This is a genomic window from Atopobium sp. BS2 (assembly GCF_000565075.1).
Taxonomy (GTDB): Bacteria; Actinomycetota; Coriobacteriia; order Coriobacteriales; family Atopobiaceae; genus Lancefieldella.
Genome location: NZ_JDFG01000047.1, coordinates 19,977 through 39,104 on the forward strand (window position 1 = coordinate 19,977; position 19,128 = coordinate 39,104).

14 protein-coding genes and 1 tRNA gene are annotated in these 19,128 nt (G+C 48.7%); 12 read left to right on the plus strand and 3 right to left on the minus strand.

Going from position 1 to position 19,128, the window contains the following annotated elements:
* The first annotated feature begins 10 nt into the window (after positions 1-10).
* The 10 genes from rbfA (at position 11) to HMPREF1492_RS06365 (ending at position 11,968) form a co-directional block, all read left to right on the plus strand.
* Positions 11-421, plus strand: a complete 411-nt coding sequence (gene rbfA / locus HMPREF1492_RS06320; protein WP_035437142.1) for a 30S ribosome-binding factor RbfA — start codon at positions 11-13, stop codon at positions 419-421.
* A gap of 4 nt (positions 422-425) precedes the next feature.
* Positions 426-1,445, plus strand: coding sequence for a DHH family phosphoesterase (locus HMPREF1492_RS06325; RefSeq protein WP_035437144.1), 1,020 nt, complete (start codon positions 426-428; stop codon positions 1,443-1,445).
* Positions 1,446-2,387, plus strand: a complete 942-nt coding sequence (truB, locus tag HMPREF1492_RS06330; protein WP_035437146.1) for a tRNA pseudouridine(55) synthase TruB — start codon at positions 1,446-1,448, stop codon at positions 2,385-2,387.
* 8 nt (positions 2,388-2,395) lie between these two features.
* Positions 2,396-3,433, plus strand: coding sequence for a riboflavin biosynthesis protein RibF (gene ribF / locus HMPREF1492_RS06335; RefSeq protein WP_035437149.1), 1,038 nt, complete (start codon positions 2,396-2,398; stop codon positions 3,431-3,433).
* Positions 3,423-5,405, plus strand: coding sequence for a DNA primase (gene dnaG, locus HMPREF1492_RS06340; protein ID WP_035437150.1), 1,983 nt, complete (start codon positions 3,423-3,425; stop codon positions 5,403-5,405). Before ribF ends, dnaG begins: the two co-directional genes overlap by 11 nt.
* 121 nt (positions 5,406-5,526) lie before the next feature.
* Positions 5,527-6,894 carry an RNA polymerase sigma factor RpoD gene (gene rpoD / locus HMPREF1492_RS06345; RefSeq protein ID WP_035437152.1) on the plus strand — a complete coding sequence of 456 codons (1,368 nt, stop codon included), beginning with the start codon at positions 5,527-5,529 and terminating at the stop codon, positions 6,892-6,894.
* Positions 6,895-7,013: 119 nt separating this feature from the next.
* Positions 7,014-7,088 (plus strand) — tRNA-Asn (locus HMPREF1492_RS06350).
* A gap of 294 nt (positions 7,089-7,382) precedes the next feature.
* On the plus strand, positions 7,383-8,684 hold the full coding sequence (locus tag HMPREF1492_RS06355; RefSeq protein ID WP_035437154.1) for a substrate-binding domain-containing protein: 1,302 nt from the start codon (positions 7,383-7,385) through the stop codon (positions 8,682-8,684).
* Between the two features lie 104 nt (positions 8,685-8,788).
* The gene (locus HMPREF1492_RS06360) at positions 8,789-10,297 is read left to right on the plus strand and encodes a sugar ABC transporter ATP-binding protein (protein WP_035437157.1); all 1,509 of its coding nucleotides are present in this window, start codon (positions 8,789-8,791) and stop codon (positions 10,295-10,297) included.
* Positions 10,298-10,312: 15 nt separating this feature from the next.
* Positions 10,313-11,968 carry a galactose/methyl galactoside ABC transporter permease MglC gene (locus HMPREF1492_RS06365; protein WP_035437159.1) on the plus strand — a complete coding sequence of 552 codons (1,656 nt, stop codon included), beginning with the start codon at positions 10,313-10,315 and terminating at the stop codon, positions 11,966-11,968.
* A 718-nt stretch (positions 11,969-12,686) separates the two neighbouring features.
* On the opposite strand, the gene HMPREF1492_RS06370 is transcribed toward HMPREF1492_RS06365, so the two are convergent.
* The 3 genes from HMPREF1492_RS06370 to HMPREF1492_RS06380 are packed head-to-tail and all read right to left on the minus strand — an operon-like array spanning position 12,687 to position 16,625.
* Positions 12,687-14,324: a UDP-glucose--hexose-1-phosphate uridylyltransferase gene (locus tag HMPREF1492_RS06370; protein WP_035437162.1), complete on the minus strand. Its 1,638-nt coding sequence runs from the start codon at positions 14,322-14,324 to the stop codon at positions 12,687-12,689.
* Positions 14,315-15,526, minus strand: a complete 1,212-nt coding sequence (locus HMPREF1492_RS06375) for a galactokinase (RefSeq protein WP_035437164.1) — start codon at positions 15,524-15,526, stop codon at positions 14,315-14,317. Before HMPREF1492_RS06375 ends, HMPREF1492_RS06370 begins: the two co-directional genes overlap by 10 nt.
* Positions 15,527-15,566: 40 nt before the next feature.
* A complete protein-coding gene (locus HMPREF1492_RS06380) occupies positions 15,567-16,625 on the minus strand; it encodes an aldose epimerase family protein (RefSeq protein ID WP_035437167.1) in 1,059 nt (352 codons plus the stop codon).
* 266 nt (positions 16,626-16,891) lie between these two features.
* Here HMPREF1492_RS06380 and HMPREF1492_RS06385 point away from each other — a divergent pair, with 266 nt between their 5' ends.
* Positions 16,892-17,920 (plus strand): LacI family DNA-binding transcriptional regulator, encoded by a 1,029-nt coding sequence (locus HMPREF1492_RS06385; protein WP_035437170.1) that lies wholly within the window; start codon positions 16,892-16,894, stop codon positions 17,918-17,920.
* A 76-nt stretch (positions 17,921-17,996) separates the two neighbouring features.
* Positions 17,997-19,100 carry an ABC transporter ATP-binding protein gene (locus tag HMPREF1492_RS06390; RefSeq protein ID WP_353573412.1) on the plus strand — a complete coding sequence of 368 codons (1,104 nt, stop codon included), beginning with the start codon at positions 17,997-17,999 and terminating at the stop codon, positions 19,098-19,100.
* Positions 19,101-19,128: the final 28 nt, after the last annotated feature.

The window sequence follows — 19,128 nt, forward strand, 5'->3', positions numbered from 1 at the left end:
AAGGGACAGCATGAAACAGAATCAGTTTTCTCGTCGTACTAATGAGATTGCTCGAGAAAAGCTCAGCTGGATCCTTTTGTTTGAAATTTCTGACCCTGATCTCCAGCTTGTGACCGTCACAAGCTGTGAGGTCTCGGTTGATAAGTCCTTTATGCGCGCCTATGTAAGCTGTGAGCCTGATCGCTACGAGAAGGTCCTCGCAGCTCTCAAGCGTGCTAAGGGTAGGATTCGCTCGCTTTTGGGTCATGCGCTGAACTGGCGTGTAACCCCTGAGCTTGATTTCAAAATTGATACTACTACCGATGAGGCTGAGCGTATTGCTCAAGCCCTTGAGGTAGTTCCACCAACTCTTGGTGTCGAGAAAGACGAGTTTGGATACCCTCTAGCTTCTGATGAAGAGAATTCTGGCGAGGAGGCGTAAGTAAGTGACGTCACTGAATACAAAAGTCAGTCGTCCAGAGTTTGACGAGGTTATTGCTCTTATCGAGCAGGCCTCGTCAATCGTCGTTTGTGCGCATACTTCTCCTGATGGAGATGCTATTGGCTCTGGATTAGCACTTTCTTCCATTATTCAGAGAAGATGGCCTAGCAAAACTGTCACTAATCTTTTGGCAGATGCTGATGGGGAAGTACCACGTATTTACAAGTTTCTTGATGGTACTGACAGCTTTGTTCCTGCAAATAAGTACGAGGGTACTCCAGACCTTTTTATCTGCGTAGACCTATCTACTGCAGGACGTTTGGCTGATGCAGAAGCACTGATGAACCGTTCTAAGACGGTGGCAGTGCTTGACCATCACCCCTATAACAACGTGTATTGGAATGCAGGACTTGTGCGTCCTGATGCGGCGGCAACCGGTGTCATTATCACCGAGTTTGCATGTCATTTGGGTGCAGAACTTGTTCCCTCAGAGGCACAATGTCTTATGTGCGCTCTGGTAACTGATACCGGTCGTTTCCAGTACCAAAACGCTGACGGAGAGGCTTTTGAGGTTGCAAGTTTGCTGGTAGAAGCAGGCGCATCTCCTTCTCAGATTGCACTTCATGTCTATCAGAGTGACCGCTTGGCCTATCTTCACCTTGCCGCAAAGGTTATGGGCCGCATTCGCACTTTTGGTGAGGGTCGCGTTGCTTACAGCTACGTCACCACCGCAGATCTTTCTGCATCAGGAGTTCCTCTTGCCGAGATGGATGGCCTGGTAGACATTGTGCGCTGCGTTGAGGGAACAGAAATTGCCCTCTTCCTCAAAGAGGTAGCTGGTGGAAAGGTTCGCGGCAATCTGCGTTCCAAATCTCAGCTTGATATCTCTGGTGTTGCACGTCAAATGGGTGGCGGTGGCCACACTGCCGCTGCAGGCTTTACCGCTGAAGGCACCATTGACGACGTATTTACTCAGATAGTTCCTCTGCTCATTGATCTTCTCGCACTTGACAAGGAGTCATAGGTGAAGCGAGGAGCAAGTGGAATTAACGCACTTATTGCAGTTGACAAGCCGCTTGGCTTAACCAGTCATGACGTGGTTTCTTGCGTTCGTCGCGCATTTGGCGAGAAACGCGTGGGACACGCGGGCACTTTGGATCCTAATGCAAGCGGCGTGCTGGTAGTGGGTATTGGCCTTGCCACAAAGCTGTTGGGGCTTCTGACGCTTGACCGCAAGGGATATGTAGCCGACATTTCGTTTGGAGCTCGCACCTCAACTGATGACGCAGACGGTGAGGTTGTGGCCACAGCCCCTGTACCTGCAGAGTTGCGTGAGGAAGAGTTTGCTCGTGCGGCCTGCGCAAAGTTGGTGGGCACCATAGATCAGCTGCCACCAGCGGTTTCCGCAATCTCTGTTGATGGCAAACGTGCCTATCAGCTTGTTCGTGAAGGTAAAATGCCAGAACTCACAGCACGTAGAGTCTCTATTTACGACGCTACGCTTTTAGCGGTGCATGTGCCTTCTGCTGAGGATGACTCACTGGTGTGGACGGTTGCTTTTAATGTTTCTAAAGGCACCTATATCAGAAGTATTGCTCGAGACCTGGGTCAATCTCTTGGCACAGAGGCTCATATTAGTGGCCTAAGAAGGACATTCTCTGGTCCCATTACGCTTGGTAGCTGCGCTTTATTAGAAGAGCTTGAACAAAGCCCAGATCAAGTGCTTGAAGCCAAACGCCTTAATCCAACTGAGGTTCTTGGTTATCCGGTGCACAGGCTGACTGGAGCAGAATACAAATGTGTTGAGGTTGGAAAGCGTTTTGGTATTCCAGAAGATCTTTCTGAGGTTGCCAATAACTCGCTGGTCAGCCTTGTGTGGAATGATGCTCTTGTGGGAATTTGGACTAGGCAAGGTTCCTGCCTAGTCTGCCAGACCAACTTCTCTCAAGGTATTTTGTGTAAGTAAGGACGCACGTGAACAAGGTAGAGCGCATAAGAGAATCCGTTTTGTATGGAAGTCATCTGCCGGCTCCGCTTGAGCTTGGTGACGCTGACTTCTATACACTGCGTTCTGACTGCTACAGGCAGCCTTGCGTGTGCGTGCTTGGTGTCTTTGACGGTCTCCATGAGGGCCACCAGGGGCTTCTCGCCAGCGCAAAGAAAGACGCTGAAGCTCGCAATGTGCCACTTGTTGCTGTGACGTTTCTGCCCGATCCTGTTGAGGTGCTGTTTGATGGTTCTCCTCGACGTTTGCTCTCGGGAGAAGACAGGCTTCGCGCGCTTGCCGCATGGGGAGTCGACGGCATTCTGGTGCATCACTTTACCCGCGAGTTTGCGGCATTGAGTGCCACACAATACGTTGAGGATCAGTTGCTTCCAAGCGTCTCGGCTGTGTCTGTTCATGTGGGTTCTGACTTTGGTCTGGGAGCTCAAGGCGCTGAAGGAAGCGCTTTGCTCACCTCGCTTGGACACAAACACGGTTTTGAAGTTCATGCTCACGAGCTTTTTTGTTCGGGTGGACAGAAAATTTCTGCCACTCGTATTAGGGGCTTGCTTGAGCAGGGCAAAGTTGAGGAGGCAGCAAGCCTGCTCGGCCGCTGGCACTTTTTAAGCGGTGTGGTCAAGCATGGTCGTGGTCAGGGCACTGGCTTTGGTTTTCCTACGGCAAACGTCGCGCTTGACCTGCATGATTGCATTCCTCAAGACGGTGTGTATGCGTGCTATGTGGTCCATGGCGCAACAGCATGGCCTGCTGCGGTTAATGTGGGAAAAGCTCCTTCATTTGAGTCTCAAACAGGACCTTTGCTTGAGGCTAATCTTCTAGGTTTTAGCGGTAACTTATATGATTCAGAGGTTCAGACGGTATTTGTGAAGAGACTGAGGGAATCTAAAAAATTTGATTCGCTGGAAGACCTCAAGCAAGCCGTTCGTGGAAATATAGATTGGGTAGCCCAGAATCTGGGTACGACTTCATATAACTTGGAAAGCGGGGAGGTGGAAGATGATAACTGATGAAGATAAAGAGCGTGTAAGACAGGCAACGGACTTTGTCACGCTTGTTTCAGAGACAGTTGAGCTTAAACCTCGAGGTCAGGACTATTGGGGATGCTGTCCCTTCCACCAAGAAAAAAGTCCCTCATTCAAGATAAACCCCTCCACGGGTCTTTGGCACTGCTTTGGCGCTTGCTCCGAAGGCGGAGACGTCTTCAGTTATGTCATGAAGCGAGAAAACCTGGATTTTCCTGATGCCATTAGATACCTTGCTGATAAAGCAGGCATTACACTTTCAGAAGAGGCTCATGTTTCTAAAGGTCCTCGCAAGAATCGTTTAATCGAGTGCCTTACCGAGGCCGAGAATTACTTCCACTCCATGCTTATGCGCGGAAGGGGAGAAGGTCCTGAGGCGGCGCGTGCATATCTCTCTGGTCGCGGATTTGGAGCGACTGTCTGTAAGCGCTGGAAGCTGGGATACGCACCTGGCAGAGGCGCGCTTGTAGCGCACCTGCGTAAATGTGGCTATACCACGCAAGAGATGATTGCTGCAAACCTTGCTGTCGAGCGTAACGGTCGCATCAGCGACTGGTTCTATGATCGCGTGATGTTTCCTATTCATGATGAGCAGGGAAGAACTATTGCTTTTGGCGGTCGAATTACTAAAAAGGTAGAAAACGCTCCTAAGTACCTTAATACCAGGGACACTTCTGTCTTTAATAAAGGTAAACATCTCTTTGCCTACGATGTTGCAAAAGAGACTATTGCAGCCCAGTCCGAGGCCATTATTTGCGAGGGCTACACTGACGTTATTGCCATGCATGAGGCTGGTTTTACCAACACTGTGGCAGCTCTAGGCACTGCATTTACGTCTGAGCACGTCAAACTCATCGATCGCCAGCGTGCACGCAAAATCATTTGCATGTTTGACGGTGATGCTGCAGGTCAACACGCTGCTGCTCGTGCCATTAAATTTATCGATAAAACAACCGCTGCGTTTCTCTGTGTTGTTTTGCCAAATAACCAGGATCCCATGGAGTTTCTCGCCGAATCAGGTGCAGATAAGCTACGTCCTATCTTAGATGCAGCTCGTCCGCTTATGGACTTTGTCTTTGATGCCACAACAGCTCAGTTTGACTTATCTGTACCCGGTGGTCGAGTCAAAGCGCTTGAGGCTTTAGCGTCTCTGTTGGCCCCGCTCAAGACATCGGTGCTGCTGAGCGAGTATGCACTTCGGGTGTCCGATTTGCTTCATATTGATGTCGAGGAAGCAAAGCGCGCAATTAAGGCCGCACCTATTCAAGACGACGTGGCAGATTCGCGCACGTCAAAGATGGCGCGCAAACAGCCTCAGAAGAATGCCCACACCTCTTCATATAACTCAGCTGCTAAAACTCCAGCTTATGCCGAGGATCCTTCATACGATGATGTTCCACCGTATGACGAGGTGTCTCCGTATGATGACCCATCATCGTATAGCATTTCTGCTGATACGTATGAGCCACGAGGCTCACAGGGTCTCTCCGCAGAAGATCGCAGGCAGGTTAACTCAGAGCTTGAGCTCTTAAGTGCTATGGCAACAAACTTGTCCTTAGTGCGAGAGTATCAAGACCGTATTGCAGACTTTGTCTGGGCCGATGCTCGTCATCAAACCATGGCATGGGCCATGCTTGCTACTCCAGAGGGCGCTACGCCAGCGCAGGTTGTTGCCGCTGCTGCGGCTGTTGAGCCAAATGCGGCAGCTATTCTTTCTTCTGGTCGCGTGATATCTGAGGGCAACTCCGATACACGTCGCTCGCTTGAGTTTATTGTGGACACTGTTGACTACTACTCGGTACAGCGTAAATTGCGAGAAATTCGATCAAATTTGCGCTCCAGTTCTTATGCAGGGGAGTCTTCAAGCGGAACACTTGCTGAAGAGCAACTTGCTGCTGCGCAGGAGCTTCAGACACGAGCGCTTGAGCTAGGCAAGAGGCTTACTTCGGGGCAGTAGAAAATACTCATTTTATGGGGATGCTACTCATCTGATTTTTTATAAATTAAAATGAGTAGTTTGATTAGGTAGAGAAACTTTTGGGTATAAAGACTTGCGCTAATCTATCGAAAGGATATTTGTGGCTGCAAAAAAGGCAAATGAAGAGGTCAAACTCTCAGATGAGCTTACTAAAATTGTTGATGATCTGGTAAGTTCTTCAAAGTCTAACGGTAGTATCAGCGAAGACGATATTCAGGTTGCCATTCGTGACGTTGACGTTAACGATGATGAGCTTTCTGATCTGTATGATTCGCTGCGCGTTAAAGGTGTAGAGATTACTACCGCATCTGAAGCAACCGTTTCTTTCGCCATTGAAGATGACGCCGTAGAGGATGATTTTTCATCCGATGATGACTTGGATGACTCATCTGATTTTGAAGATGAAGATGATGAAGATTTTGATGCCGTAAATGAGGCGCGTGAGGTCAAAGAGGCTCTCCGCTCCGTTTCTAAGGCAAAAGTCTCTAAGCCAAAACGTTCTTCTCGCGCTCGTGCTCGTCGCTCAGATACCACCACGGTTATGCTAACCGGCGATCCTGTCCGCATGTATCTTAAAGAGATTGGTAAGGTAGACCTGCTTACTGCATCAGAAGAGGTACACCTTGCTATGAAGATTGAGGCAGGTACTGCGGCTTCCCAGAAGCTGGAGGACTTTGAGGATGGCCTCATCGAGCTCAACCGTGCAGAGCAGCGCCGCCTCATGCGTATTGAGTCCGTAGGACTTGACGCTAAGCAGCAGCTTATCTCTGCAAACCTTCGTCTTGTCGTCTCAATTGCTAAGCGCTATGTTGGCCGTGGCATGCTGTTCCTCGATCTTATCCAGGAAGGTAACCTGGGTCTTATTCGTGCTGTCGAGAAGTTCGACTACACCAAGGGCTTTAAGTTCTCAACATATGCTACATGGTGGATTCGCCAGGCAATTACCCGTGCTATTGCGGACCAAGCTCGTACCATTCGTATTCCTGTTCACATGGTAGAGACTATCAATAAGCTCATCCGTGTTCAGCGTCAGCTTCTGCAAGATCTTGGTAGAGATCCTTCTCCAGAAGAAATTGGCGCAGAAATGGGTATGTCTCCTGATCGCGTCCGCGAGATTCAGAAGATTAGCCAGGAGCCTGTCTCTCTTGAGACGCCTATTGGTGAAGAAGAAGATTCCCAGCTTGGAGACTTTATTGAGGACTCTTCAGCTGTTGCTCCACCAGATGCAGCTTCTGATTCAATGCTTCGTGAGCAGCTTGAGCAGGTTCTTGACGGCCTTGCCGATCGTGAGCGTAAGGTTATTAAGTTCCGCTTTGGTCTTGAGGACGGTCATCCTCGTACCCTTGAAGAGGTAGGCAAGGAGTTTGGCGTTACGCGTGAGCGTATTCGTCAGATTGAGTCCAAGACCTTGGCAAAGCTTCGTCATCCTTCTAGGTCCGGTCGTCTTAAGGACTACATGGAGGAGTAGCTTCTTGGTTTAGGTGTGTGAGATTGTGCAAGAGGAATTTGAATAAATTTTTTCTAAATAATGCTTGCATGGTTTGGAATGTCTCTCTATACTTAAACACCGCTGAGAAGCACACATATTCCCCGATGGCGCAGCGGTAGCGCAGCTGACTGTTAATCAGCGTGTCGCAGGTTCAAATCCTGCTCGGGGAGCCAGAATTTTCAAGACCGGGCATTGCCTGGTCTTTTTTGTTTAAAGAACCGTTCTGCTTTTTTCGTATTAGGCAGATTTTTATTCACAAATTTGAAGAGGACGTTTTTCTCGACAATTTGGTCATTTGACCGATTTTTCTTTATTTATCCTCAAAAACTTCAAAATTGACACCGTAAAAGGTACAAAACATAACGCTTACGGTATTTCTGCAACCGTTGAGCGACATCTCACAAAGAGCTGTGATGAGATTTGTTAACGTACTCATTAAGGTCAGTGTTATGTAAAAGGCATAACAAATGAGAAAGGTCACTACTATGGATGTGTCTCGTCGCAGTTTTCTAAAGTTCTGTGGTCTAGGCGTTCTTAGCGTTGGTGGATCTAGCGTTCTTGCAGCTTGCGCACCTAGCGAGAAAAAAGAGGAAGGCGCTAAAGATGCAAAGGTAGAGAACAAGGATAAGCCTGTTGTCTTCTTTAATCGCCAGCCTTCCAACAGCTCCACTGGTGAGCTTGATACAAACACTCTTAACTTCAACAAAGACACCTATTATGTTGGCTTTGATGCAGTTCAGGGTGCAGAGCTCCAGGGCCAGATGGTTCTTGATTACATCAAGGCTCACGCAGCTGAGCTTGATCGCAACAAGGACGGCATTATTGGTTACGTTCTTGCAATTGGTGACATTGGTCACAACGACTCTATCGCTCGTACTCGTGGTGTCCGTAAGGCACTTGGTACTGGCATCGAGAAGGACGGCAAGATTATTTCCGATCCAGTAGGCACCAACACCGATGGCTCCGCTTCTGTTGTTCAGGACGGCAAGCTTGAGGTCGGCGGCAAGTCCTATACCATCCGTGAGCTTGCTTCTCAGGAGATGAAGAACACCGCTGGTGCAACATGGGATGCTGCAACCGCTGGTAACGCAATTGCTGCTTGGTCTTCTTCCTTCGGCGATCAGATTGATGTTGTTGTTTCTAACAACGACGGTATGGGCATGTCCATCTTCAACGCATGGTCAAAGGCTCAGAAGGTCCCAACCTTTGGTTACGACGCTAACTCTGACGCTGTTGCAGCTATTGCTGACGGCTATGCAGGCACCATTTCCCAGCACCCAGATGTTCAGGCTTACCTGACTCTCCGTCTGCTCCGCAACGCTCTTGACGGCGTTGACATCAACACCGGCATTGAGTCCGCAGACGACGCTGGCAACAAGATTGACTCCAAGGACTACAAGTATGTTGCAGAGCAGCGTTCTTACTACGCTCTCAACCTTGCAGTTACCGCTGAGAACTACAAGGACAACCTTGACGCAACCACTACTTATCCAGAGGCTTCTAAGCAGCTGAGCGCAGACAAGCACCCAGAGAAGAAGGTTTGGCTCAACACCTACAACTCTGGCGACAACTTCCTTGGTTCAACCTATGTACCACTGCTCAAGAAGTATGCTCCACTGCTCAACCTCAACGTTGAGTTCATCGCAGGCGACGGCCAGACTGAGTCCAACATTACCAACCGTCTTGGCAACCCTGACGAGTACGATGCATTTGCATTCAACATGGTTAAGACCGACAACGGTTCTTCCTATACCCAGCTGCTTAAGTAATTAAGTAGTCGATAGCACGAAACAATACCGGAGGGGAGACACCTGCTCTCCTCCGGTGTTCTCGCGAATAAGCGCAATAACTTAGCGAGATAAGGGGTGATTACATGGCAGATACAGAAAACGATATCGTTCTAACAATTGATGGAATGAGCAAGTCCTTTGGACGTAACCGCGTTCTGGATCACATTTCAATGAACGTACGCCGTGGAACCGTTATGGGTCTTATGGGAGAGAACGGCGCAGGCAAATCTACCATGATGAAGTGCCTGTTTGGTACGTATCAAAAAGATGAAGGCAAGATATTTCTTGACGGCAAAGAGGTTAATTTCTCTGGACCAAAAGACGCACTTGAGAATGGCGTCGCAATGGTTCACCAGGAGCTTAACCAGTGCCTTGATAGAAATGTTGTAGATAACTTGTTCCTTGGTCGCTATCCCGTTAATGCAATGGGTGTTGTCGACGAGGGACGCATGAAAAAAGAGGCTAACGAGCTCTTCAGGCGTCTTGGTATGACCGTAGACCTGACACAGCCTATGAAGAACATGTCAGTATCTCAGCGTCAGATGGTCGAGATTGCCAAGGCAATTTCCTACAACGCTAAGATTATTGTTCTGGATGAGCCTACTTCTTCACTTATGACCCAAGAGGTCGAGAAACTCTTTGAGATGATTCGTATGCTCAAAGAGCAGGGAATTTCACTGGTCTACATCTCTCACAAGATGGATGAGATCTTTGAGATTTGCGACGACATTTCAGTTCTTCGTGACGGTAAGCTTGTTATGACCAAGCGCTCTGATGAGACCAACATGAATGAACTTATCTCTGCAATGGTTGGCCGCTCACTTGAAAATCGCTTCCCAGATGTTACTAATACACCTGGTAAGACGTATCTTTCTATTCAGCACCTTTCAACTAAATATGAGCCATACCTTCAGGACGTCACCTTTGATGTAAAGAAGGGCGAGATTTTTGGCCTGTATGGTCTTGTCGGTGCTGGTAGAACAGAGCTTCTTGAAACAATCTTTGGTGTAAGAACCAGAGCTGCTGGTCGTGTCTACGTCAACGAACATCTTATGAACTTCTCGACAGCTGCAGAGGCAATGGATCACGGTTTTGCCATGATTACCGAGGAGCGCAAGGCAAACGGCCTGTTCCTTAAGGGTGACCTGACGTTTAACACAACCATTGCAAACTTGAACCAGTACAAGGCTGGTCCAATTCTTTCTGATCCTAAGATGACTAAGGCTACCGTCAACGAGCTCAAGGTTATGAACACCAAGGCTCAGGGTCCATCAGACTTGATTTCAAGTCTTTCTGGCGGCAACCAGCAGAAGGTCATTTTTGGTAAATGGCTCGAGCGCTATCCACAGGTTTTCCTGATGGACGAGCCTACTCGTGGTATTGATGTTGGTGCTAAATATGAGATCTACCAGCTCATTATTGATATGGCTAAGAGCGGTACCACTATTATCGTAGTCTCTTCGGAGATGCCAGAGATTTTGGGAATTACCAACCGTATTGGTGTTATGTCCAACGGTAGGCTCTCGGGTATCGTAAATACCAACGAGACAAATCAAGAAGAACTCCTGCGCCTCAGCGCAAAGTACCTGTAGGAGAGGATGATACAAATGCCAAAAACAGGTGGATCTGTTCTGACGGCCGAGCAGGAAAAAGAGCTGCTAAAGCCTATTGATCAGAAGATTGGTTCCATTCAGGCTCAGATTGATGAGCTTCGCGCAAATGGTACCAACAAAGTAATTTCAACACTGAGCGCTATTGAATCAACAAAGCGCGATAAATCTATCTCTGCTGAAGAGCGCAACACGCTTATTGAGGGCTACAAGGCTGAGCTGGAGCTTGCAAAGAAGGTTGAGTCCGAGAACAGTGCTCAGGTCTCCAAGCTTATTGCAGAGGCCGAGGCTTATCTCAAGGAGCACTACAAGAGCGAGTATCTTGAGCCAGTTAAGGCAAGCTGTGCCGTAGAGAAGGAGCAGGCTAAGCAGAATTACGCTGCTGCTCTTGAGCGCCTCAAGAAGGAGCACGAAGAGGCTGTCAGCAAGACTTCTGATGCTCAGGAAATCAAGGACGAGAAGTACGTCTATAAGAACCGTCAGTTTGATGCTAAGGTCAACTATCAGAAGGATCTTCAGCGCATCAAAGACCGCGCTCATAATGCGTTCAGTCATGAGTATCACCTCATCGACCTTCTCAGGATGTCTAAGTTTACTCCACTGGAGTCTCAGGCTCAGAAGTGGGAGAACTACAAGTACACCTTCAACACCCGTTCATTCTTGCTTCAGAACGGTCTGTACATTGTTATTCTCCTGGTATTTATTGCCCTTTGTATCATTACCCCAGCAGTCAAGGGCACTCAGCTTCTGACATACTCCAATGTCATCAACATTCTTCAGCAGGCATCACCTCGAATGTTCCTGGCTCTTGGTGTAGCTGGATTGATTCTGCTTACTGGTACTGACCTGTCTATTGGTCGTATGGTTGGTATGGGCATGACTGCTTCAACCATCATCATGCACCAGGGCATCAATACTGGCCAGGTCTTTGGAATCACTTTTGATTTTACTGGTGTTCCAATTCCTGTCAGAATCATCATGGCTCTGGTTACCTGTATTGTCCTGTGCACCTGCTTTACCAGTATCGCTGGCTTCTTTACCGCTAAGTTTAAGATGCACCCATTCATCTCGACCATGGCTAACATGCTGATCATCTTTGGTATTGTTACCTATGCAACAAAGGGTGTTTCGTTTGGCGCTATCGAGCCATCCATTCCAGACATGGTTATTCCACGAATTGGTAAATTCCCATCCATCATTTTGTGGGCAATCGCAGCTATCGCCATTGTTTGGTTCATCTGGAACAAGACCACCTTTGGTAAGAATCTCTATGCAGTAGGTGGAAACCCTGAGGCAGCAGCTGTTTCCGGTATCTCTGTCTTTAGAGTTATGGTTGGCGCTTTTGTTATGGCTGGTATCCTCTACGGATTTGGTTCATGGCTCGAGTGCATGCGTATGGTCGGCTCTGGTTCCGCAGCTTACGGCCAGGGTTGGGACATGGACGCAATCGCAGCCTGCGTTGTTGGTGGCGTCTCGTTCACCGGTGGTATTGGTAAGATCTCCGGTGTTACCGTGGGTGTTCTTATCTTCACCGCACTGACTTACGCACTGACCATTCTTGGTATCGACACCAACCTGCAGTTTGTCTTCTCGGGCGTCATTATTCTGACCGCTGTCACCCTTGACTGCTTGAAGTACGTCCAGAAGAAGTAACTGGTGCTCACGCGCCGCGCGCGGCAAGTGCGGAAAGCGTGCTATTACGTGCAAGTTTCGAGGCGTCTACTCACGTAGACGCCTCTTTTTTTGGCGAAAGACAGCGCTTGCACGTTAAGGAAAAGTGGCTTTACGGGAAATTTGCAAACCAGCTGGTAAGACGCGGTATTAATTTAGACATATGTCCTTTTAGAATTTTTGTACCACACCTATGTCAGATAATCTGCAATTTTTGACCCTGAGAGCACACCTATGGCTGATATTCTGCAGTTTTAAAGAGAAATAACACACCAATGTCAAAAAATATGTTAACTATCGACAGATTATCTGACTTTACTGTGGTCGGGCTTCTCGATACATGCAGATTATCCGACTTTACTGTGGTCGGGCTTCTCGATACATGCAGATTATCTGACGTAGGCGTGGTCAGGGCGTTGAGTAGAGCTATCTGCGACAGATTATCCGACATAGGTGTGTTAGAAGGGTCAAATCAGACCCCACATCCAACAGAATATCTGACTTTGCTGTGCTTGCGCGTTGTTTAACTGTCGTGGCTGATGGTTTGGCGGTAAAAAACAAGAGAGCCGATTTTCTCGGCCCTCTTGCTGGGTGATTTTGCGATTGTATAGTACGTTGAAGCTCGTGGAACTACGTGTATCGCAGACGTTTTTGCTCGTGAAGCATCGTGAGCTGCGCGCGAACCTGTGGACGGCAGCAGCTACAGAGACTCGAGGAAGCGATGCTGTGCTGCTCGTCCTTCTTCGTCCCACTTGAATACGCCGGCGTCCTCTAAAACGTGCGAGAAGACAATCCCGACTTCGTCGTAGATGTACTTCTTAAGCTGCTCGGACGAGAGGGAAGAGCTGCCCTTCTTTGAAGCAGCATCCTTGCTGGATCCGTCACCCTGTTCAAGCAACTTGGCGTAAATCTGGCGCGCCCAGTCGGCGTGGGAGATTGTAGTAGAGTCCGTGGTCAACTGACCGTAGACGGCATTGGCTTTCTTGTCATTTGCTAGGCACTGCTCCATAACTGACTGAACTTTGTTGAGTTCTGGCACAAGGCGAGGAGGAAGTACGGCAAGGCCCATAACCTCGATGAGGCCGATATTCTCTTTCTTGATGTGGTGATACTCGGCATGTGGATGGAAGATGCCAAGCGGATGTTTTTCGCTGGTAATGTTGCAGCGCAATGCAAGGAAGACCTCGTAGATGCCATCTTCCAGCTTGCGAACAACAGGGGTAACCGTGTTGTGGGGCTCGCCGTTAGTTTCTGCATAAACAGAGACGGACTCGTCGGTATAGGAGCGCCATGCAGTGATGATAAATTCCGCTGCTTTGAGCGCTTCTTCTCGACTGGTGGAGGAGAGGCGGAGAACAGAGAGCGGCCACTTGAGGATCGCGCCCGCTACCTCGGGGAACTGCCTGAGTTCAAACTCTTCCGCAACTTCCGCGCGCATCATAGGAAACTCGTAACATCCGCCCTGGTAGTGATCGTGCGAGAGGATCGATCCACCCACAATAGGCAGGTCGGCATTAGAGCCAATAAAGTAGTGGGGGAATCTATCCACAAAGTCAAAGAGATTGACGAGCGCCTCGTGATCAATGTGCATAGGAATGTGATCCGAGTTCATAGCAATGCAATGCTCATTGAAGTACGCGTATGGACTGTACTGGAATCCCCAACGATGCTGATTGAGTTCAATGGGGATGATGCGCAGGTTTTGCCTAGCAGGATGAGCACCCGCGCCAGACGAAGCGCCGCGTCCGGAGTAGCCCTCGTTATCCAGGCAGAGTTGGCATGCGGGGTACTTCTCGCCAGAAGTGTTTTGAGCTGTTTTAGCTGCTGCAATCTCACGAGGGTCTTTTTCTGGCTTGGAGAGGTTGATGGTGATCTCAAGGTCTCCCCAGGTAGTTGGCGTAGTCCAGGTAATGTTTCTGGCAATGGCGCTTCTTCTGACATAGCCTGAATCGCAGCAGAGCGCGTAGAACCAGTCAGTTGCGGCGCGAGGTCCCTCGGCAACGTACAGCTCATTGAAATGGCGTGCCACCTCGGAAGGCTTTGGCAGCAAAAGACCCATGACGCGCATGGCAAAAGAGTCTTCGCCGCTCTGGGTGTTCTCGGCCAGACCATGAGCAACAGCCAGACGGGCAAGCTCGGCAAGCGTCTGGTCAAGATCAAACGACTCCAGTTCAATCTTCTCCCAAGGCTTAACGGGAGCGGGACCCTCGTACGAAAGCATGTCCAACAGCGCGTTATAGCACCAGGTCAGATCCTCGGTTTGAATGAGACCACGCTCACAGGCATATACAACAAGCTGTTGAATGCAAAGAGCACTTTCATTGTCTGCTACAGCCATTGTGCACAAGCTCCCTGGTCAGAGATGGCGTAGTGGCGGCAGGCACCTTCGCCAAACCACTGGTTCATCTGTGCGATGAAGGTCTCGACTAGAGCGAGAGGAACAAAGCACTGGATAGAGCCACCAAAACCGCCACCGTGAATGCGAACGGCACCAGAACCTTTTAAGATGCTCTCGGCCAAACCGAGGGCAAGCATTGCTGGCTGATACGAGCCAGAAGTAGAAACGTTCTGCAGGTACATGCCGGAGCTTGCGCCAGAAGCGTTAGTGAGTGCAATAAAGGACTCAATATCGGAATTCTGAAGGTCTACCCATCTCTTGTCTACCAGGTCATTCTCATACCAGTAGTGAATAGCGCGGAGAAGAGCGCGGTCTCCAAGATCTTCTCGCAGCTCATTGACGCGGGCTTGGAAGTCTTCAACCGGAACCTCAGAGAGGCGAGTCTTGCCAAAAGCCGCGGCAACTTTCTGCATCTCAACAGGTACCGCGGCATACTCATCGGTGAAGGCAACGTGATCACAGCCAACATCAACAAGGCAGAGAGCATAGCCGTAATCCTCAAAGTTGAGGTCTAGCTTTTCTGCCTGTGGCTCTGCGGGATCTTCAAAGTTCATAAAGGCAAGGCCGCCAAGGCAAACAGCGAGCTGATCCATAAGACCGCACGGCTTACCAAAGTAAACGTTTTCTGTGTTCTGGCTCATTTGGGCAAGTTTAACAGCAGAAATCTCGCTGCCACCTTCCCAGAGAGCTTCCATTGCACGGCCGGCTGCAGCCTCAAACGCAGCAGAGGAAGAAAGTCCGCCGCCGCCAGGAACATTGCTTACTACAGCCATGTCAAAGCCGGATGGCTCAAAACCAAGTTTGACCAGGTTTGCTGCCATGCCACGAACAATAGCCTTAGTGCTCAGATACTCAGCCTCGGAGGGCTCAAGGTTTGTGTAGTCAACCTCAAAAGGATCATATCCCACACTGGCTACACGAATAACGCCCAGGTTGTTAGGGGCGCAAATTGCATCAATAGCAACATCCAGGGCACCAGCGATGACATGACCGCCCTCGTGATCAGTGTGATTACCAGCAATCTCGGAGCGACCAGGCGCATGTACTGCAAGATAGCGGTCAGCTTTTCCGAACATTTGCTCAAAGTGCTCTTTTGCGCGATTGAGCTGAGCTGTGGTTTTCTCGTCAAACGTGTGAGCCATGGTGTTCCTTTCCCTTTAGTGCTGTGAAGCTACAGGTATCTTAAAAGAATCGATAAACAATCTGTGAGCTGTATGGCTGCTCAGGCGTGCAGGTGGGCTGAGGCCACTCTGCATGGTGAGCACAATCTGGATAAAACTCGCTCTCAAATGCAAAACCAGCCTGAGGCTTGTAAATAGCGCCGTCTTTTGCACGTGCCTCATCAAGCCAGTTGCCGGTATACAGATGGGCGCCAGGAGCGGTAATTTGAATTTCTAGTGAGCGTCCGCTTTCTGATGTGGCGAGAAGAGCGTGGCGTAGCTGGCCATTTTCATAGTTATTAATGGCAAAGCAGTGATCATAACCGCGAGCAATTTTGAGCTGCTCATTATCTGCGTCAAGATCTTTGCCAATAGTCTTAGGTGTGCGGAAATCAAAAGGAGTTCCTGCGACAGAATCTATGGTTCCTGCAGAAACTGAGTCATCTCGTAGAGGCAGATATGAATCTGCCTGGATTGTAAGCTGGTGACCAAGAACATCACCAGAATCATGACCGTTGAGGTTAAAGTAGACATGGTTGGTCATGTTTACAAAAGTTGCAGCATCAGTTGTGCAGGTATACGTAAGATTTAGCGTTGACTGTGAGGCTTCTTCAACAAGCGTATAGGCCGCGGTAATATGACGGTTTCCTGGCAGTCCATATTCTCCATCTACCAGGTCAATGCTAAAGGTTACCGTATTACGCGCTTCATCGATTTCTGCCTGCCAAATGCGCTTATGGATACCAGCAACAAGATCAGTGTGCAGGTTATTTTGATTGTCTGGACCGTTGTTTTTAGGAAGGTGATAGACAACTCCATTTAATGGGATTTCTGCTTTATCTACTCGATTTGCAGAAGGTCCAATGGAAGCGCCAAAACAAGCTGGGTTATCTAAATACAAGTCAAACAAGCCATAGCCAAGAACGACATCTGCTTGCGTGCCATAGATATCTGGTACTGAAATACCAAGAATGGTTGCACCAAAATTACTCAATTTAACTGCTGAATGAGCGCCGCGAATAGTATAGGTAAGCGCAGCAGGGGAGTTAACAAAACTATCAAAAGGTCGAACATCAATCATCGGATACCTCCGAGATACCACTCATAATACATTACCCCTACTATGTTAACGTACTCATAACGAACTAACAGGAAATTATTAAGTTTTCAGTCAGTGGTATTTTTGCGGGGGCAAACGGTTAGAGCGCAGGTCAAAAGTCCTTCTCGCCGAACGGTTCTTTTTTTACCGTGAGCGTTTAATTTGCTGATAAATATGCAATTTTATCGCGTTATGTCAATCTGCCTGTTAGTATGAGTACGTAAACAAGCAGATAATCGGAGGAATTCGTGACTCGCTCGCATAGTTCTAGCTCAAATAAGCGCTCTGTTTCAATGGCTGATGTTGCACAGGTTGCTGGTGTTTCTCAGCAGACCGTTTCTCGTGTTGCTAATGGCGCTCAGAACGTCAGTAAGGCCACGCGAGAAAAAGTCCAGGCTGCAATGGAGTCTATGGGCTTTAGGCCAAGCTTTGCGGGTAGGTCGTTGAGGTCTGGCTCGTATCAATCGGTGGGACTTTGCTTGTACGACATTCGCGAGTTTGGTAACTTAGCCACGCTTGATGGCATTGTTTCTGCAGCTCGTGAACACGAATATGCAATTACGATGATTGAGAAAGGCTCCGACGACGGCTTGTGCCTGCAGGATATTTCTAATCGTATGTCCAATCTTCCTGTTGACGGCATGATTATCAGCATGAGCCTTATGGCATCAGACTTTGAATCATTTGTGCCGCAGCCAGGCCTTGGAACAGTGCTTCTTACCATGCACGAGCACCCTTACTGCACAACCGTTGACTCAGATCAGTACGGCTGCTCAAAGCTTGTCATTGATCACCTCTATGAGCTTGGTCATCGCAAGATCCGTTTTGTTGCAGGCCCTTCATACTCTATTGACTCGCAATTTCGCGAGAAGGGCTGGCGAGATGCCATGTCTGAATATGGGCTAGAAACTGTTGAGCCTTTAGCTGGCGATTGGACCGCCAATAGTGGCTATGAAATTGGTAAAAAACTGCGAGAAGACCGTGATTTTACTGCAGTGTATGCAGCAAATGACCAGATGGCGCTAGGTATCATTGCGGCATTTGAAGAAGTGGGACTGAGCGTACCGGAAGACGTGAGCGTTGTTGGTGTTGACGACTCTCTTGAAGACTATCTACCAAACTTCTCGCTGACAACCGTTCGCTTTAACCTGCTGGAGCGTGGCCGCGTAGCCCTTGAGCATGCAATACGTGCATCTGAGGCGGGGTATGAGCCTGAAGCAATTAGAATTGCTCCAAAGCTTATTGTTCGTACCACCACAGCGGCACCACAGAAGTAGAGAAGTCTCTTAAAAAGTCGGGTTTCTCGCCATAATCAGCTATACTGTTCAGGCAATAGTTGATTAGAGGAGTTGTATGTCTGAGTCACCAAATAAAGAGTTAGGCTGGTCAGTTCAGGTTTCCTTAGATACGCACGAGATTCGTGCAGGAGAAACTGTAACTGCTACTCCTAAGATTATTGGTGCAGACCCTGAAGGCTTTAAATTCCACTATGTGTGGAGTTTGAACGACCGTTGGGATGAGGGTTTTTGGGATACCACAGAGCATCAATTTGGTGATTCAATTCCTAATACGTCGTGGACATATACCTTCCCAGAGCCTGGTCGCTATCATCTCTACATTGATGCATTTGACACACACAACAACCCTCAGACAGTAACTGCCTGGGTAGTTGTTGCAGGCGATGACGATTTTATGCGTCCACCGCTTCCATCTGAAGACGCAGAGACCGTTGTTGCGGTAAACGGCGTTTCGGAGATCTTTAACATTGCCTCTGAGCAGTTCAACTCGCTGAAAGAGTACTTTATTGCCTTTGCACGCGGCGAGGTAGCCTTTAAAGAGTTCAAGGCTCTTGATGACATCTCGTTTGAAGTAAAGCGTGGCGAGGCTTTTGGCCTGGTGGGCACCAACGGTTCCGGCAAGTCTACCATGCTCAAAATCATTGCGGGCGTACTTGAGCCTTCTAAGGGAACTTGCGAGGTCAAGGGTACTATTGCACCGCTTATTGAGCTTGGTGCTGGCTTTGACATGGAGCTTACCGCTAAAGAGAATATCTACCTCAATGGCGCTCTTCTTGGTTACAAGAAGGAGTTTATTGACTCGCACTTTGACCAGATTGTAGAGTTTGCTGAGCTTGAGGGCTTTATGGACATGCCACTCAAGAACTACTCCTCTGGTATGGTGGCACGTATTGCCTTTGCAATTGCAACCGTTACAGAGCCTGACCTGCTCATTGTTGATGAGACACTTTCGGTAGGAGACTTCCTCTTCCAGCAAAAGTGCGAGAACCGCATCAAAGAGCTGGTTGCTTCTAATAATGTTACGGTTCTTCTGGTTTCTCACTCCATTGACCTGGTCCAGCGCATTTGTGACCGTGCCATTTGGATTGAGAAGGGCAAGCAGCGCATGCTTGGTCCTGTGGATGAAGTTTGTGAAGCTTACGAGCACCTCAAGAGATAATTAAAATTCCTAACCAAAAGTTAGGGTC

Excerpts from the sequence above, each read along its gene's own strand:
- HMPREF1492_RS06355 (WP_035437154.1), top strand. The coding sequence starts at position 7,383 with ATGAGAAAGGTCACTACTATGGATGTGTCTCGTCGCAGTTTTCTAAAG.
- dnaG (WP_035437150.1), top strand. The coding sequence starts at position 3,423 with ATGATAACTGATGAAGATAAAGAGCGTGTAAGACAGGCAACGGACTTT.
- HMPREF1492_RS06360 (WP_035437157.1), top strand. The coding sequence starts at position 8,789 with ATGGCAGATACAGAAAACGATATCGTTCTAACAATTGATGGAATGAGC.
- HMPREF1492_RS06380 (WP_035437167.1), bottom strand. The coding sequence starts at position 16,625 with ATGATTGATGTTCGACCTTTTGATAGTTTTGTTAACTCCCCTGCTGCG.
- HMPREF1492_RS06375 (WP_035437164.1), bottom strand. The coding sequence starts at position 15,526 with ATGGCTCACACGTTTGACGAGAAAACCACAGCTCAGCTCAATCGCGCA.
- rbfA (WP_035437142.1), top strand. The coding sequence starts at position 11 with ATGAAACAGAATCAGTTTTCTCGTCGTACTAATGAGATTGCTCGAGAA.
- HMPREF1492_RS06365 (WP_035437159.1), top strand. The coding sequence starts at position 10,313 with ATGCCAAAAACAGGTGGATCTGTTCTGACGGCCGAGCAGGAAAAAGAG.
- HMPREF1492_RS06390 (WP_353573412.1), top strand. The coding sequence starts at position 17,997 with ATGTCTGAGTCACCAAATAAAGAGTTAGGCTGGTCAGTTCAGGTTTCC.
- HMPREF1492_RS06370 (WP_035437162.1), bottom strand. The coding sequence starts at position 14,324 with ATGGCTGTAGCAGACAATGAAAGTGCTCTTTGCATTCAACAGCTTGTT.